The organism is Breoghania corrubedonensis, from assembly GCF_003053845.1.
GTDB classification, from domain to species: domain Bacteria; phylum Pseudomonadota; class Alphaproteobacteria; order Rhizobiales; family Stappiaceae; genus Breoghania; species Breoghania corrubedonensis.
The window spans coordinates 68,735-84,645 of record NZ_QAYG01000009.1 but is presented as its reverse complement, the minus strand read 5'-3'; the positions used below and the strand labels follow the sequence as shown (position 1 = coordinate 84,645).

General features: G+C 65.3%; 14 protein-coding genes. 7 read left to right on the top strand and 7 right to left on the bottom strand.

Translation table 11 applies throughout. The features are described from left to right. The first annotated feature begins 6 nt into the window (after positions 1-6). From C8N35_RS18955 to C8N35_RS18940, 4 genes are all read left to right on the top strand, one after another. Positions 7-1,521, top strand: coding sequence for a DegQ family serine endoprotease (locus C8N35_RS18955; protein ID WP_428977123.1), 1,515 nt, complete (start codon positions 7-9; stop codon positions 1,519-1,521). A gap of 391 nt (positions 1,522-1,912) precedes the next feature. Then, positions 1,913-2,668, top strand: coding sequence for a metal ABC transporter ATP-binding protein (locus tag C8N35_RS18950; RefSeq protein WP_107991299.1), 756 nt, complete (start codon positions 1,913-1,915; stop codon positions 2,666-2,668). Continuing rightward, complete coding sequence (locus C8N35_RS18945) at positions 2,665-3,537, top strand: metal ABC transporter permease (RefSeq protein ID WP_107991298.1); 873 nt, start codon at positions 2,665-2,667, stop codon at positions 3,535-3,537. Before C8N35_RS18950 ends, C8N35_RS18945 begins: the two co-directional genes overlap by 4 nt. Before the next feature lie 78 nt (positions 3,538-3,615). Next, positions 3,616-4,452, top strand: a complete 837-nt coding sequence (locus tag C8N35_RS18940) for a metal ABC transporter solute-binding protein, Zn/Mn family (RefSeq protein WP_107991395.1) — start codon at positions 3,616-3,618, stop codon at positions 4,450-4,452. 280 nt (positions 4,453-4,732) lie between these two features. Here C8N35_RS18940 and serB read toward each other — a convergent pair whose 3' ends face one another. Next, positions 4,733-5,629 carry a phosphoserine phosphatase SerB gene (gene serB, locus C8N35_RS18935; protein ID WP_107991297.1) on the bottom strand — a complete coding sequence of 299 codons (897 nt, stop codon included), beginning with the start codon at positions 5,627-5,629 and terminating at the stop codon, positions 4,733-4,735. Between serB and miaA the strand changes: the two genes are divergently transcribed. Together miaA and C8N35_RS18925 are read left to right on the top strand one after the other, a co-directional pair. Next, positions 5,628-6,581: a tRNA (adenosine(37)-N6)-dimethylallyltransferase MiaA gene (gene miaA, locus C8N35_RS18930; protein WP_107991296.1), complete on the top strand. Its 954-nt coding sequence runs from the start codon at positions 5,628-5,630 to the stop codon at positions 6,579-6,581. The genes serB and miaA overlap by 2 nt on opposite strands. After that, the gene (locus tag C8N35_RS18925) at positions 6,578-7,048 is read left to right on the top strand and encodes a GIY-YIG nuclease family protein (protein WP_210203604.1); all 471 of its coding nucleotides are present in this window, start codon (positions 6,578-6,580) and stop codon (positions 7,046-7,048) included. Before miaA ends, C8N35_RS18925 begins: the two co-directional genes overlap by 4 nt. Here C8N35_RS18925 and C8N35_RS18920 read toward each other — a convergent pair. The 6 genes from C8N35_RS18920 to C8N35_RS18895 form a co-directional block, all read right to left on the bottom strand. After that, the gene (locus tag C8N35_RS18920; protein WP_107991295.1) at positions 7,041-7,442 is read right to left on the bottom strand and encodes a DUF2000 domain-containing protein; all 402 of its coding nucleotides are present in this window, start codon (positions 7,440-7,442) and stop codon (positions 7,041-7,043) included. The genes C8N35_RS18925 and C8N35_RS18920 overlap by 8 nt on opposite strands. Before the next feature lie 72 nt (positions 7,443-7,514). Continuing rightward, a complete protein-coding gene (locus C8N35_RS18915; protein ID WP_107991294.1) occupies positions 7,515-8,321 on the bottom strand; it encodes an AraC family transcriptional regulator in 807 nt (268 codons plus the stop codon). 36 nt (positions 8,322-8,357) lie between these two features. Further along, entirely contained in the window at positions 8,358-9,116 is a 759-nt protein-coding gene (locus C8N35_RS18910) for an RNA pseudouridine synthase (RefSeq protein WP_107991293.1), read from the bottom strand. Then, entirely contained in the window at positions 9,113-10,015 is a 903-nt protein-coding gene (locus C8N35_RS18905) for a class I SAM-dependent methyltransferase (protein WP_107991292.1), read from the bottom strand. Before C8N35_RS18905 ends, C8N35_RS18910 begins: the two co-directional genes overlap by 4 nt. Positions 10,016-10,378: 363 nt before the next feature. After that, positions 10,379-12,001, bottom strand: a complete 1,623-nt coding sequence (locus tag C8N35_RS18900) for a 2-isopropylmalate synthase (RefSeq protein ID WP_107991291.1) — start codon at positions 11,999-12,001, stop codon at positions 10,379-10,381. 518 nt (positions 12,002-12,519) lie between these two features. Then, positions 12,520-13,434 (bottom strand): PhzF family phenazine biosynthesis protein, encoded by a 915-nt coding sequence (locus tag C8N35_RS18895; protein WP_107991290.1) that lies wholly within the window; start codon positions 13,432-13,434, stop codon positions 12,520-12,522. A 548-nt stretch (positions 13,435-13,982) separates the two neighbouring features. On the opposite strand from C8N35_RS18895, the gene C8N35_RS18890 reads away from it, so the two are divergent. Beyond that, the gene (locus C8N35_RS18890) at positions 13,983-15,821 is read left to right on the top strand and encodes a methyl-accepting chemotaxis protein (RefSeq protein WP_170122169.1); all 1,839 of its coding nucleotides are present in this window, start codon (positions 13,983-13,985) and stop codon (positions 15,819-15,821) included. Positions 15,822-15,911: the final 90 nt, after the last annotated feature.

Sequence of the window (15,911 nt, the reverse complement as noted above, 5' to 3'; positions counted from 1 at the left end):
CGGCCTATGGCCTTGAACGTCCGCACCGGATTCATGCCCCGCAATTCGCTCGCCGCGCTGATGGCGCTTGCCATGGGGGCGAGCCTGGCAGCCGGTGCTTGTGCGCAGGACGCCACGAAGACGCCTGCGAGCGTGCCCACCTACGGGCCGGCCTCCGTCGCAGATCTGGCTGAAAATCTGCTCGATGCGGTGGTCAATATCTCCACTACGCAGACGGTGGCGGCCCGACGCTCGGTGCCGATGCCGCAGCTTCCCGAAGGCTCGCCCTTCCAGGAGTTCTTCGACGAGTTCTTCAACCGTCAGAACAAGGATCAGGATCAGCCCCGCCGCGTGCAGTCGCTGGGCTCCGGCTTCGTGATCGACGGCAAGAAGGGCATCATCATCACGAACAACCATGTGATCGAGGGTGCCGACGAGATCACCGCCAACTTCAATGACGGCACCAAGCTCACCGCGAAGCTGATCGGCAGCGACAAGAAAACCGATCTCGCCGTTCTGAAGGTGGAGCCGGAAAAGGAGCTGAAGGCGGTTTCCTTCGGCGATTCCGACAAGTCGCGCGTGGGCGACTGGGTGATGGCCATCGGCAATCCGTTCGGCCTTGGCGGCACGGTGACCGTCGGCATCGTGTCGGCGCGCAACCGCGACATCAATTCCGGCCCCTATGACAACTTCATCCAGACGGATGCGGCGATCAACCGGGGCAACTCCGGCGGCCCGCTGTTCGACATGCATGGCAACGTGATCGGCATCAACACCGCGATCATCTCGCCGTCCGGCGGCTCGATCGGCATCGGCTTCGCGATTCCTTCCGATACCGCCCAGCACGTCATCGCGCAGCTCCAGCAGTTCGGCGAGACGCGGCGGGGCTGGCTCGGCGTTCGCATCCAGCAGGTGACTGACGAAATCGCCGAGAGCCTCGGCATGGACCGGGCACGCGGCGCGCTGGTGGCCGGTGTGGACGATGCGGGGCCCGCAGGTGTCGCCGGGATCGAGCCCGGCGACGTCATCGTGTCGTTTGACGGCAAGGACGTGCCGGAAATGCGCGAACTGCCGCGCATCGTCGCCGATACGCAGATCGGCAAGGAGGTCGACGTCGTCCTGCTGCGCAAGGGCAAGGAGAAGGACCTCAAGGTGACGGTCGGTCTGCTCAAGGAGAGCGAAGAAGACGCCTCGGCGGCTGATGACGGTACCGACAAGGGCGAGGTTCAGCCTGCGGTGACGAGCGTGCTCGGCATGCAGCTTTCCGCGCTCGATGACGCGGGCCGCGAGAAATACAAGATCGGCGAGGACGTGAAGGGCGTGCTGGTCGACGGCGTGGAGAGCGGTAGCGCGGCGGAAGAAAAGCGCGTGGTCGCCGGTGACGTCATCGTGGAGGTGGCGCAGGAGCCGGTTGAAAAGCCCGAAGACGTCGCCAAGCAGATCGCCAACCTCAAGAAGGAAGGCCGCCGCACCGCGCTGCTGCTGCTTTCCAACCCCAACGGCGAGCTGCGCTTCGTCGCGGTGCGTACAGAGGCCGAATAGGCAAAGGGCGTTTCGGCGGCACTTTTCGCCGCCGACCGTTCGATACGGCAATAGGACAGGGCTGGATCCGGGAAACCGGGTCCGGCTCTTTTCGTTTGCGCGCGCCGGCGATGGCGGAGGGATTTCGGGCATCGTGGGGCAGGTCTAACCCGGTTTGGAGTCCCTCGCTGCTGCAGTGGCTGTCCACAGGGGCGGAAGCGTATGTCGACGAGAGTTGTAATGTTATAACATTACATATACAACGACGGGGCAAATAGATGGATTTCCCCGTGACCAATCGTGATCCCTTCCGTGCGTCCTTGATCGCGCAGCCGGCCTGGCGCCGGTGTTTGGGCGTTTTCGCCGTTCTCGCCGCCCTATGGCTGGCGGTCGCCTGGGCTGTGGCCTTGCCATGAGCCTTCCTGCAATCCGCTTTGACGACGTGACGGTTGCCTATAACCGGCACCCGGCGATCCACCACGTATCCGGCGCCTTCGCGCCCGGCAGCCTGACGGCTGTCGCCGGCCCGAACGGCGCGGGCAAGTCGACCTTGCTGAAGACGCTGATGGGCGAGCTTTCGCAAGCCGAAGGTCATGTCGACCGTGGAGGTCTTCGCGGTCGCGACTTCGGGTATCTGCCGCAGGCGGCCGATATCGACCGGCATTTCCCGCTGACGGTTGCCGACACGGTGTTGCTGGGCGGCTGGCACCGCACCGGTGCTTTCGGCGGCGTGGGGCGCGATCTGGCCGGGACCGCGCGCCGCGCACTCTCCGCGGTCGGCCTTGAAGGCTTCGAGCACCGGCATATCGGCGCGCTGTCCGCCGGGCAGTTCCAGCGCGTGCTTTTCGCGCGGCTGTTGCTGCAGGATGCCCGCGTGATCGTTCTGGACGAGCCATTCACCGCGATCGACGAACGCACCACCGGCGATCTCCTGCGGCTGATCCGGCGCTGGCATGGCGAGGGGCGAACCGTGATCGCCGTCCTGCACGATTTCGATCAGGTGCGGGCCCATTTCCCCTCGGCGCTGCTGCTGGCGCGCGAGGCGATCGCCTGGGGCGACACCGAAACCGCGCTTTCGCCGGAAAACCTGCTGCGTGCGCGTGCCATGGCGGAAAAATGGGATGATGACGCCGCGCCTTGCGTCGTCGCCAGGGAGGCGGCGGCATGAGCCTCTATGTCTGGCTCGTGGAGCCTTTCGTCAATTACGGCTTCATGCGCCGCGCGCTGGTCGCCTCTCTCGCGCTCGGACTGGGGGCGGGGCCTGTCGGTGTTCTGCTGATGCTGCGGCGCATGAGCCTTGCCGGCGATGCGCTGAGCCACGCGGTGCTGCCGGGCGCGGCGATCGGGTTTCTGATCGCCGGCGGCCTGTCGCTTCCCGCCATGGGGCTCGGCGGGCTCATTGCGGGTCTGAGTGTCGCGCTGCTTTCCGGGCTCGTCAGCCGCACCACCAACCTCAAGGAAGACGCCAGCTTTGCCTCGTTCTACCTGACGTCGCTGGCGCTTGGTGTGCTGATCGTCTCGCTGCGCGGCTCGAACATCGACCTCCTGCATGTGCTTTTCGGCACGATCCTTGCCATTGATCCCGAAGCCCTGACGCTGGTCGGCATCATCACGTCGGTAACCCTGATCACGCTGGCGCTCGTCTACCGGCCGCTGGTGGCGGAGTGCTTCGATCCCGGCTTTCTCAGGGCCGTGGGCGGACGGGGGCCGCTCTACCACCTCGTGTTCCTGTTCCTCGTCGTGATCAATCTGGTCGCCGGGTTTCAGACTCTCGGCACGCTGATGGCTGTCGGCATGATGATGCTTCCCGCCGCCGTTTCGCAGCTCTGGGCGCGCACTCTGCCGGGAATGGTCGTCGTGGCGGCCGTGACCGCCGCGTTCTCCGGCTTCATCGGGCTGATCGCCTCCTATCACCTGCGCTTTGCCTCGGGGCCGACGATCATCCTGACCGCCAGCCTGATCTATTGCGTCTCGTTGCTTGCCGGTCCGTCCGGGGCACTGCGGCGCCTCATCAAACGCCCGCATCTGGCGGGCTGAACCTGAAGGAGACTATCCTTGAAGACGAGAAACCTGCTGTTCGCGCTGGCCGGTTCGCTGGCGCTGAGCGTCGGCTCGATGGGTGCGGCCTCGGCCGAAACCGTCAAGGTCGTGGCGAGCTTTTCCGTGCTCGCCGATGTGGTGAAGAATGTCGGCGGCGACCACGTTGAGGTGACGAGCCTCGTGCCGGCGGAAGGAGATCCGCACGAGTTCGAGCCCTCGCCCGAGGATGCCAAGGCGGTGAAGGCGGCCGCGGTGACCTTCGTCAGCGGCGAGGGCCTTGAGACATGGTTCGAACGTCTTGCCAAGGCCTCGGGCGCGGAAAAGGCTCCGGTCGTCGTCTCCGAGGGCATCAAGACGCACTCGATGGACGAGGACGGCGAGACGGTTCCCGATCCGCACGTGTGGAATTCGATCCCGAACGTACTGATCTGGGTCGGCAACATCGAAAAGGCGCTTGCCACGGCCGACCCGGAAGATGCAGCCGCCTTCAAGGCCAACGCCGCGAAATACAGCGCCGAGTTGAAGAAGCTGGACGCCGAGATCCGAAAGAAAGTCGCGGCCGTCCCGCAGGACAAGCGCAAGGTGCTGACCAGCCATGATGCGTTCGGCTACTACGGCGAGGCCTATGGCGTGACGTTCCTTTCGCCGCTTGGCATCTCGACCGAAACGGAAGCCTCCGCAGCAGAGCTCGCCGAACTGATCGATCAGATCAAGGCGGAGGGCATCAGGGTCTACTTCCTGGAGAACTCCAACGACTCGCGTCTCGTGAAACAGGTCGCGGCCGCCACGGGCGCGGAGCCGGGCGGTGAGCTCTATCCGGAATCACTGTCGGCCGCCGACGGTCCGGTGCCGACCTATCTCAAGCTGATGCAGTACAACACCGACGCGATCGTTTCCGCGATCTCGAAGTAGGACGGATACGCTGCAACCGATGATTGGCCCGTGGGACTGTTGGTTCCGCGGGCTTTTTCGTTGTTAGGGGGCGATCTCGGTCCGTGCGTTTTCCGCTTGTTCCCCTCTCCCCCCTTGTGGGGGAGATGTCACGCGCATGCGTGACAGAGGGGGGCGCCGCTTGCTCTGAACCTGCCGCTCTAACCCCCCTCTGTCGGCAAGGGCCGACATCTCCCCCGCAAGGGGGGAGAGGGGAACAAGGGGCGAATTCTCGAACAACTGCCGATTTGTGGCCCCGTTCCTACTTCGCGAAATCCTCTTCCCGGTATCCTTGGAGATAAAGCAGGGCCGTCAGGTCGCCGTGGTCGATGCGGGCCGCGGCCTCCGCAGCCACCGCCGGCTTGGCGTGGTAGGCGACGCCGACGCCGGCTTCCTTGATCATGGCGAGATCGTTGGCGCCGTCGCCCACCGCCATCGTCTGCGAAGGATCCAGCCCCAGTTTCCCCGTCAGGCGCTTGAGGTGCGCGAGCTTGGCATCTTTGCCGAGAATCGGCTCGCGCACGGTGCCCGTCAGCGTGTCGCCGGCGGCCTCCAGCGTGTTGGCGTGGTTCTCGTCGAAGCCGATCATCGCGGCAATGGCTCTGGTGAAATGGGTGAAGCCGCCGGAGACCAGCGCGCAGAGCGCGCCGTTCGCCTTCATGGTCTGCACGAGCGCTCGGCCGCCGGGCGTCAGCGTGATGCGTTCGTCGATAACGCGCCGGATGGCGGCGACCGGCAGGCCCTTGAGGGCAGAGACCCGTTCGCGCAACGCCGGCTCGAAGGCGATCTCTCCGCGCATCGCACGTTCGGTGATGGCGGCGATGCGATCCTTGAGACCCACTTCGGCCGCCAGTTCGTCGATGCATTCCTGGCCGATCATGGTGGAATCCATGTCCGCCAGCAGCAGCCGCTTGCGCCTGCCTTCGGCCTTCTGCACAAAGACATCGACCGGCAGGCTCGCCAACGCATCACGTAATGTGGCGATGAAGCCGCCGTGGTCGGTGATGGAGCCGGCCTCGAAGGGGAGATCCGCCGCGACGCCGGGCTTCAGCACCTGCGTTTCGCCGACGCCGGGCATGAGGCGCGACAGGCGTGCCATCAGCGCGTCATCGATGGCCGGTTCCGCAGGATTGGAAATGAGCGTTGCGACGTGTGACATGAATGATCCGGTTAAACATGAGACCTTCGGGCGTGTCGTCCTGATAGCGGGACCGACGGCGAGCGGCAAGTCGGCTCTGGCGCTGAAGGTCGCGAAGGCGGCCGGCGCGGCCATCGTCAATGCCGACAGCATGCAGATCTACCGCGATCTGCGCGTGCTCTCCGCCCGTCCGGGCGTGGAGGAGGAAGCGCAAGCCGAACATCGTCTTTATGGCCATGTCGATGCTTGCGAGCCCTATTCGGTCGGCCGTTGGAGCGACGAGGTGGCCGCTGTTCTGGCGGAACTCGCGGGCCGTAACGTTCCAGCGGTCGTGGCGGGTGGCACGGGGCTCTATTTCAAGGCACTGACGGAGGGGCTGTCGCCGGTGCCATTGGTCGATGAAGAGATTCGCGCGCACTGGCGCGCGGCGGCGGAGCGTATGCCGGCGCAAGAGATCCATGCGGCACTCGCACGGCGCGATCCCGTCATGGCGCAGGCGCTCAGGCCGAGCGACACGCAACGAATCCTGCGGGCGCTCGAGGTCATCGAAACGACGGGGCGCTCGCTGAGCCTTTGGCAGGGCGGGGCGGGCGAGCCGCTTGTCGGACAGGATGCCATCCGTCTCGTCATCGCGCCCGACCGCGCCTGGCTGCATGCGCGCATCAACGAACGTTTCGAGGATATGGTCGCACAGGGTGGGCTGGAGGAGGCGCGCGCGCTTGTGGCGCGCAATATCGATCCGGCCATGCCGGCGCTGAAGGCGATCGGCGTGCGTCCGCTCGCCGAAGCCGCGTGCGGGACGCGTGATCTTGGTGAGGCGATCGAACGGTGCAAGACGGACACCCGCCGCTACGCCAAGCGGCAGGAAACGTGGTTCCGCAACCAGATGGGCGACTGGCCCCGGATCTCGCCGGACGAGATCGATGCGACTGCCGCGCGGGTGGTGCGCGAGTTGGAGGCGATGGAGGGATGAGCCTTCCGGTCGGGCTTCGCGACTGCATTTGCGGGGCGCGGTGGGTGTCGGAGCGGACGGTCGCGCACCTGCCGGACGGACCGGGTTCCTATGTCCTGCTGATTCGCCTGCCGCGACGGCTCCCCCTCGACATGCCACGGCTCGGCAACCCGGTGCTCAGCCGTGGCTGGTATGCCTATTGCGGCAGTGCGCATGGGCCGGGCGGCATCCGCGCCCGGGTGTCGCGCCACATGCGACGCGAGAAGACGCTGCGCTGGCATGTCGACCGGCTGACGATCGCGGCCGGCGAAGTGCGGGCCGCGGCGTTTGCGGATCGCGGCGAATGCGATCTTGTCGCCACGCTCATGCAAGCAGGTTTCACGGTCCCCGTGTCCGGCTTCGGCAGCACCGATTGCCGCGTGTGCCCGGCGCATCTGTTGCGGTGGCCGGGGCAGGGGGCGACGGTCGTCGGCAGTGCTGTCACCTGAGAAGCGGCAGGCGTCCAAAGCGGCGGTCCACCGCCTTGCGCGGTCCGGCGAACAGCAGCGCCTGCGGCACGTGATCGGCCAGCGGCTTTTCGGCGATGCGCATCGTGTAGTCGTCGTAGTTGCGGGCCTCGAAGGCGGAGCGCATGTAGGCGAGGCGCAGCGGCAGGTCGGCTCCATCCTCGAAAAGCTGCGGCAGATCCTCGGCCGGTGCGGCGAGGATCGGCAGGGCGACGGTGGTTATCCCTTCCAGCGTGATCCCGTCGGCGGTTGGCGTCGCGGCGCCCACGAGGTCCGGCTGAAGCTTTCCGAGGCTCATCGCCAGAACGGCGGCGAAATTGGCCTGCAGTCCTTTCGGCAGTTCTTGCGAGAGGATGATGACGGGTTTGATCGGCATGTTGGCTTCCTTCGTGACGGAAGGGGGCTCATGCCACAGCGCGTGCTGGCGGGATTGGACGAAATTGACCTGTCAGTGCCGGATCAGAACGCCCGGCGAAACGCCGTAGTGGCGCCGGAACTGCCGGATCATGTGGGCCTGGTCGCAGAAGCCGGCGGCGAGTGCGGCTTCCGCGGCCGGAACGTTGTCCAGCATCAGGTCGCGGGCAAGCTGGATGCGGCATTGCACGACATAGCCGTGCGGCGTCATGCCGGTGGCGCGGGCGAAGCTGCGGATCAGGTAGGAGGGCGAGAACCCGCGTTCGGCCGCCAGATCCCGCAGGCTCAGCCTCTCACCCGCCGTCACGCCGGACGCGATCCTCTCGCGCAAGGCGCGGATCATGCCGGGCTCGTGTCCGGGCCGGCGCAACGGGACCCCCGCATAGCAGGCGAATGTGCGCGCGAGTACCTCGTGCACGGCCTCCTCGACCGCGAGCCTCCAGCCCGGTCCTTGCGCCGCGTTCAGCCGGTCGGCCAGGAGTTGCAGGTAGTATGTCACCCGCAGGTCGCGATCGCGCGGCGCGACCTCGCGAAAGCCGGTGAGCCGGCGCAGGCCGAGCGAGGCGCGCACGGCGTCCTCCGTGGCATAGACCATGTTGTAGCGCACGCGGTCGGCCACGGCCCTGCCCGTATGGGGTTCCTCGGGATTGAGAAGCGATAACGAGCCGGCCGGCAGGATGACGCTTTCGCCGCGACAATCATAGCCGCCGGCCCCGTCGGCGATGGCGCCGATGGCGAAGCCCTCGTGGCTGTGCCGGTTGAAGGTCTGGGTGCTGAAAGAGGCCTCGAAGACCTCGATGCCGTGATGCCAGCCAAGATGATGGTAACGGTTACGCTGCATGGCGAGACAATCGCGTTCCTGCCGGACGAGACACGCTCAGGCCTCGTCACCCGGCGCTTGCGCTTTGGCGTCGAAGATCCTGTCGATGTCGGCCTCTCCCATCACTCGCCATTCTCCGGGGCCAAGATGCTCCGGCACGTCCAGCCCGCCGATGCGGTCGCGGTGGAGGGTCTCCACGTGGTTGCCGAGCGCTGCGAACATGCGGCGGACCTGATGGTACCGCCCTTCGGTGATGGTGAGGCGGGCTTCCGTTTCCGACACGACCTCCAGCGCCGCGGGCGCCAGCGGCTTGTCCTCGCCTTCCAGCATCAATGTGCCGGCGGCGAACGCATCCGCCTCGTCGCCGCGCAACGGACGGGCGAGCGTCGCCACGTAGCGCTTGGCCACATGGTTCTTCGGCGAGATGATGCGGTGCAGCAGCGTGCCGTCGTCGGTCAGGAGCAGCAGACCGGAGGTCTCCTTGTCGAGGCGGCCGACGGTGGAGAGCGCCGGATCGCGCCGCCGCCAGCGTTCGGGCAGCAGCGAATAGACCAGCGGCCCCGCCTCCTTGTGCGAACAGGTCACGCCCTCGGGCTTGTTCAGCATCAGGCAGAGGCCGGGCAAGGGATCGAGTGGCTCGCCGTCGATCTCCATGCGCTCGGGCAGGTCCGCATCGAGCGCGATGCGATCGTCCGCCTTGCGCAGTTCCGACCCGTCGAAGACGATGCGGCCGGAGCGCGCGAGGATCTGGATCTCGCGGCGCGAGCCGTAGCCCATGTTGGCGAGAAGCTTGTCGAGCCGGATGGCCTTGGTCATTTGCGGGCCTCGAAGAGCTTGAAGCCGGCCACCTCGCCGCGCGGCTCCACGCGGGCGAAGACTTCGCGCAACGGAGCCTCGTAGGGCAGGTGGCGGTTGGCGGTGAGCCACAGCACGCCGCCCTTTCGAAGCGCACCGGCGGCTCGGCGGATGAAGGTCTGGCCGAGCGCGCGGTTCTCGGATCCCGCCTCGTGGAAGGGCGGGTTCATCACCACGAAATCGAGATCGCCGGCAATCGGTGCCGTGCGCACGTCTGCCCAGTGAAAGTGGGCGCGCGGATCGGCGATGTTGCGGCGCGCGGCTTCTACGGCGCGGTGGTCGAGATCGTAGAGATCGAGGCTGGTGACGGATGGCGAGGTCAGCACGCGGGCCGACAGGATGCCGAGTCCGGCCCCGAAATCCGCGCCCTTGCCGGAAAGCTGCGGCAGCACGTCGACAAGCGCCGCGCTGCCCGGATCGAGCCGGTTCCACGAGAAGATGCCGGGCTGGGTCCACAGGCCCAGGGCCTCGTCGAGGCGCGGGGCGCCGCGGGCGATGGCCTCATCGAGGTTGTGAAGTTCGGCCGGTCGCTCGCCGGTGCAGATGCGGTGATGATGCTTTGATGTCTGTTCGGCATCGAGGCCGAAGGCGGCCAGTTCCTTGGCGAGCCGGCTGCCGCCCTTGTCCTTCGGCGCGAGGATGGTGAAGGGCGCGCCGGGCTTCAGTGCGCGCAAGCCATGCGCCATGGCGAAGGCGCGCTCGTCCGTGCCCGGAGGCGCGAGCATGATCAACGCGTCGAGCGAGGTATCGTTCAGCGTCTCTGCGACGCGCGCGCCCGGCACGAGCGGCGAGAGCTGGAGGGCGTCCGCCGGGATATCGACAAGCTCGCGCGAGGGTGCGCCGTAAAGGCCAGTGGTCATGGGATGTCCGTGGATCGTTTGCTGGCGTGGGAATAGCAGGGGCCGGGGGGAGGGGGAAGAGCGGTTGGTGACGGGGAGAAGAATTCGGAGCGGCTGCGCCGCGCTTGCCCACGCTGGATTCCGGATCAGCGCGCGGCTTCGCCTCGCTTGTCCGGAATGAGGGAAGTTGGGTCTGGCTTCAAGCCCGCCACTTGTTCCTCATTCCGGGCGGTCTGCAGCGAAGCTGCATGGCCAGACCCGGAATCCAGCGCAACATGCGCGGCAAAGCCGCTCCTTTTCGCTTTCCTTTGTCCGCGCGCGAATGCCAACAAAAACAGGGCCGGCGCAATGGCCGGCCCCTTCCTGCTCATAGTCCGCTCCCGCTCAACTCGCCTTGAGGGCGCCGCCGGCCGGGTTGGAGGACTTCATGCGCAGCGCCAGACGGTTCATCGCCGAGACATAGGCGCGTGCGGAGGCGACCAGCGTATCGGTGTCCGCGCCCTTGCCGGTGGCGATCCGCCCGCCGGCCTCCAGACGGACGGAAACCTCGGCCTGCGCATCGGTGCCTTCGGTGACAGCGTTCACCTGGTAGAGCGCCAGATGTCCCTCGTGCGGCATCACAGCGCGGATCGCCTTGAAGGTCGCGTCCACCGGGCCGTCGCCGTTGGCTTCCTTGGTGATGTGCTGGCCGTCGACTTCCATGGTGATGATCGCCTTCTGCGGTCCGCCGGTGCCGGCGATGACCGTCAGCGCGATGACCTTGGCCATCTCGTCGCCACGCGTGGAGATCTCGTCCTCCACCAGCGCCTCGATGTCCTCGTCGTAGACGTTCTTCTTGCGATCGGCCAGATCCTTGAAGCGGCGGAAGGCGTCGGCGAAGGCGTTGTCGCCCAGCTCGAAGCCCAGATCGGACAGCTTCTCGCGGAAGGCGTGGCGGCCGGAATGCTTGCCCATGACCAGCGAGGTCGCCTTCACCCCGACATCCTCGGGCTTCATGATCTCGTAGGTCTCGGCGTTCTTCAGCATGCCGTCCTGGTGGATGCCGCTCTCATGCGCGAAGGCGTTCTTGCCAACGATCGCCTTGTTGTACTGCACGGGGAAGTTGGTGACCGCGCCAACCAGCTTGGAGGCCCGCATCAGGAACTGCGGCTTGATCGATGTGGTGTAGGGCAGCACGTCGTGGCGGGTGCGGATCGCCATGACGATCTCTTCCAGTGCCGCATTGCCGGCGCGCTCGCCCAGCCCATTGATGGTGCATTCGATCTGCCGCGCGCCGCCGGCGACACCGGCCAGCGAGTTGGCGACCGCGAGGCCCAGATCGTTGTGGCAGTGGACGGAAAACACCGCCTTGTCGGCGTTCGGCACCGTCTCGCGCACCTTGATGAACAGCTCGCGATATTCCAGCGGCGTGGTGTAGCCGACCGTATCGGGAATGTTGATCGTCGTGGCGCCGGCCTTGATGGCGGCCTCCACGCACCGGCACAGGAACTCGAACTCGGTGCGGGTGCCGTCCTCCGCGCTCCATTCCACATCGTCCACCCAGTTGCGGGCGCGCGCCACGCTTTCGGAGACATGCTGCAGGACCTCGTCCGGCTCCAACTGCAGCTTGAATTTCATGTGGATGGGCGAGGTGGAGATGAAGGTGTGAATGCGCGGCTGGCCTGCCGGCTTCACCGCCTCGCCGCAGCGGTCGATGTCCTTGAAGGCCGCGCGCGACAGACCGGCGATGACGGAGTTCTTCGAGCGCCGTGCGATCTCCTGCACGCTTTCGAAGTCGCCGTTGGAGGCGATCGGGAAACCGGCCTCGATGATGTCGACGCCCATTTCGTCGAGCAGTTCGGCGACTTGCAACTTCTCCTCAAACGTCATCGAGGCGCCGGGCGACTGCTCGCCGTCGCGCAGGGTGGTGTCGAAGATCCGTACGTGCTCGGCTTCGGAAGAGACGGAGGAATTGGTGTTGGCGGCGTCATTGCCTGCACTGGTGGCAGCGGGGGTTCCTGCGGTCATTGCGGGGGTCGTCCTTCGGTTTCCTTGCCCGGGGCCTGCTGTTTTGCGAATTTGCGGCCGTTGGGGCATCAACGTTCATTCGGGCTTGTCGCTCGGTATCTGAAACTCCCCTGAGTGCCCGCCCTTCAAATAAGGGGCAGTCGACGCTCAGGGGCAGATAAGGAGGAGTGCGCCGAGAAGCGAAAGGGAAAGAAGGGCAATAAGGGAGGGGGCGCCGCGCAGTCGCGCGTCGATCGCAAGTGCCGAAATGTTGCGGCGGGCGATCATGGGTCCCGTCAGTCTCCGCTTTGCCGTTTCGTTGCTTCGGCGTGGTTCGCCGAAGCCACTGTCATCAAGGTATCCGCTGTCGCGAAGGTCGTGTGCGAAGCAGTGTGTCCGCAGCGGGTTATCGAAAGATTAAGCCGCTCACCTGAATATTAAGAAGGTGTTTAGGTGATCGGGCGCGCCGGCGCAAGCGACTTTGTGCGATGGAAGGCCGGGCCGCAACGATGCGAGTGCCGCGAAATGTATCCAGGGCCTCAGATAAACAACTCGCCGCGCGCCACGATGACGGCTTGACCGCCAATGCGCACAGCGCTCAGCGCGTGAGCCTCGATATCGATCTCAAGATCGATCAGCGAGGGGCGTCCCATCTCGAAGCCCTGCTCCAGGCGGATGAAATGCGTGCCGTCGGTGGGCTTGTCGAAAGAGAGGACCACACCGGCGAACGCCGCCGCCGCCGAGCCCGTGGCCGGATCTTCGACAATGCCCATGTCGGGAGCGAACATGCGAGCGCGGAACGTGGTTCGGTGGTTGCGGGTGTCACGGCAATAGATGAAGGCCGAGTTATGGTCGCCATCACCGAAGGCATCCACCCAGGCGGCCAGGTTGGGCCTGGCGCGCCCCAGCGCATCCAGCCCGCCCACCGGCACGAAGGCAAAGGGGACGCCCGCCTCGAAGGCCGAGGGGCGGTGATTTTCGAAGCCGATGTCGGAGGTCGTGAGATCGAGGGCCGCCGCGACTTCTGCCTTGTCACCGAGACTGATGCCATGGGGTTTGGCGATGCGCGGTGCGTCGAATTCGGCAAAGCCCGCGGCTTTGGGCTGCAACTTCACACCACAGCGTACGGAGCCGACCGTCTCCTCCAGCACGACCATGGCGTCCTGCGCCTGATCGATTTCGCCGAAGCGGTCAGTGGCGAGCAGGATGGCGGTTCCGATGGTGGGATGGCCGGCAAAGGGAAGCTCGCGTGCGGGGGTGAAGATGCGCACCCTCGCGGAATGGGCGGGGTTGTCGGGAGAGAGGATGAAGACCGTTTCCGACAGATTGAACTCCGCCGCGATTTTCTGCATCGCCGCGTCTTCAAGGCCGTCCGCATTCAGCACGACCGCAAGCGGGTTGCCCGCAAGCGCCTGATTGGTGAACACGTCGAGGATGGCATAGGGTCGCGACATCAAGCTTGTTCCCGGCTTCAGGTTGGCGTTCGGACGGCGGCGCGGGAGATACTCCCTCAGCGTTCTCCAATACCTGAAAGGGGGGCGGCGCGGCCAACAAAATATACTCTTGCGCCGCCGGAATTCGTCGCAGACCGGTCGCATTTCCTCTGTGTGTCACCAAAGCCGCAGGCAACAGGGTTCGGTTTTCGCCGAAAAACGCCGCAAGGCCGGTCTTTTCGCATCCACCTCCGGGGCGCGGCTGTTCCGCCACTTATGCTTAATTTTTCGTAAATCCGATCCAAACGCGATGCGGCGCTTCGCGTCGGCCGGAGTCTGTCGCGAGATCGTCTCAACACGTGGCGAGGGGCGGCTGATGCTTAAGTGAAATTACATGAGTTCATGTCAAAATTGCTCTTGAAACAAGCATCAATACGGCGAATGCCCGGTCTGCTGGCGAGGAAACGTCCATGAAAACGATTAGAGCCAAATTGTGCCTGGTGATTGTAGGGTTGGCCATCTTTGCGTCAGCTGCGATTTTTGGTGTATCCCAGTGGGTCTCCAGTCACATGGCCGAGACGGCTCTTACCCGGGAGGTCAACGGCGCGCAGCAGCAGCTGAAGGCGTCGATCGAAGCGGAAAGCCGGCAGGCCTTGATGCTGGCGAGCCTTGTCGCCGGTGACGCAGGGGTGCGGGAGACATTCGCAGCCGGCGACCGCGACGCTCTCGCCAGCGAATTCGAAGCCTCCTTCGCGGACCTCAAGAAGAACTTCGGCGTTCGCCAGTTCCAGTTCCACCTTCCGCCGGCGATCTCGTTCCTGCGCGTTCACAAGGTGGCGAAATTCGGCGACGATCTCGCGGGCTTCAGAAAGACCGTGGTTCAGACCAACGAAACACTGAAACCGGTCTGGGGTCTTGAAAAGGGCGTTGCCGGGATCGGAAATCGAGGCGTCGTACCGGTTTTCAGCGATGGAAAGCACATTGGCTCGGTGGAGTTCGGCCTCGGCTTTCATGAGAATTTCGTCTCCACCTTCACCTCACAGACAGGGTATCCGCTGGCGGTGCTGCGGCCGTCCGATGCGGGCTACGACATTATCGGCAATACCCTGCCGGACGGCTTTGCGCCACAGGCACTGATGAGGGAACTGGCGGGCGAGGGAAGCAGTATCGAAAGCGGTGACTATCGCATCACCCGCGTTTCGGTGACCGACTACTCCGGTCAGCCGATCGCGGTCGCGCTTCTCGCCGTGGACCGCTCCGCCTATCAGGCGATCGCGCTCACGGCCCAGCTCACCGGCATTGCCCTTTCCGTGCTGCTTCTCGCGATCGCCGGTGGGATCCTCTATTTCTCCAATCGCACGGTTCTGCGCCCGCTCAAGTGCGTCGCCGGCGAGATTGTGGCTCTTGCGGGCGGCGCCCGCGACATAGCCGTGACGGGGACGGAACGCGCGGACGAGATTGGTGACATGGCCCGTGCGGTCGATATCTTCCGTGTCGATGCCATCGAGCGGGAACGCCTGGAGGATGAGCACAGGCGCAATCAGAGGGCGCGCGAAACACGGCAGCAGCGTGTGGAACAGCTGATCGAAACCTTCCGCGCCACAACGCAAGGGTTGTTGTCCTCCGTAGAGGAAACCAACGCAGATCTCCAGTCGACGGCCAGGGGACTTGAGCAGGTCGCGGCGGCGAGCGCGGAACAGGCGCGTGGCGCGGCCGCTGCATCCAGTGAAGCGGCTGGCAACGTGCAGACGGTGGCATCGGCGGCAGAAGAGCTGTCGTCGTCGATTTCGGAAATCTCGCATCAGGTGGTCCGCACGACCGATATCGTCGGTCAGGCGAACGGTGCGGCCCAGTCCACCAACGAAAAGGTGGCCGGGCTCGCGCGATCGGCGCAACGGATCGGCGACGTGGTGTCCCTCATCCGCGATATCGCCGAGCAGACCAACCTGCTGGCGCTGAACGCGACGATCGAGGCCGCTCGCGCCGGAGAGGCCGGGCGCGGTTTCGCGGTTGTCGCTGCGGAAGTGAAGGAACTGGCGACACAGACGTCGAAGGCGACGGAGGAGATCGCCTCTCAGATTTCGTCAATCCAGATCGCGACGGAGGAGGCCGTGGGGGCAATTGGCGGTATCACCGGCACGATGGACGAGGTGAACGGCTACACGGCAGCCATCGCGGCCGCGGTCGAGCAGCAGGGCGCCGCGACGGTCGAAATCAGCCGAAACATCCAGAATGCGGCGGCGCAGACACAGACGGTAGTCAAGAGCATCGGTTCGCTGGACGAGGCGGTCGGGCAAACCAATCAGTCCGCGGCGTCGATGCTCGCCGCAAGCACTGACGCGACGTCGAAAGGAAGATCCTTCCAGGAAGAAATCGCGCGCTTCCTGAAGGACGTCGCGGCCGCGTGATATCGCAATGTTGGAGTGTCTTTGGATCTGCCTAGCCGGTAAGCCCGGCCGGGCTTTTGCCTGGGGCTCACGGAAGCTTGCGTGTGTCAT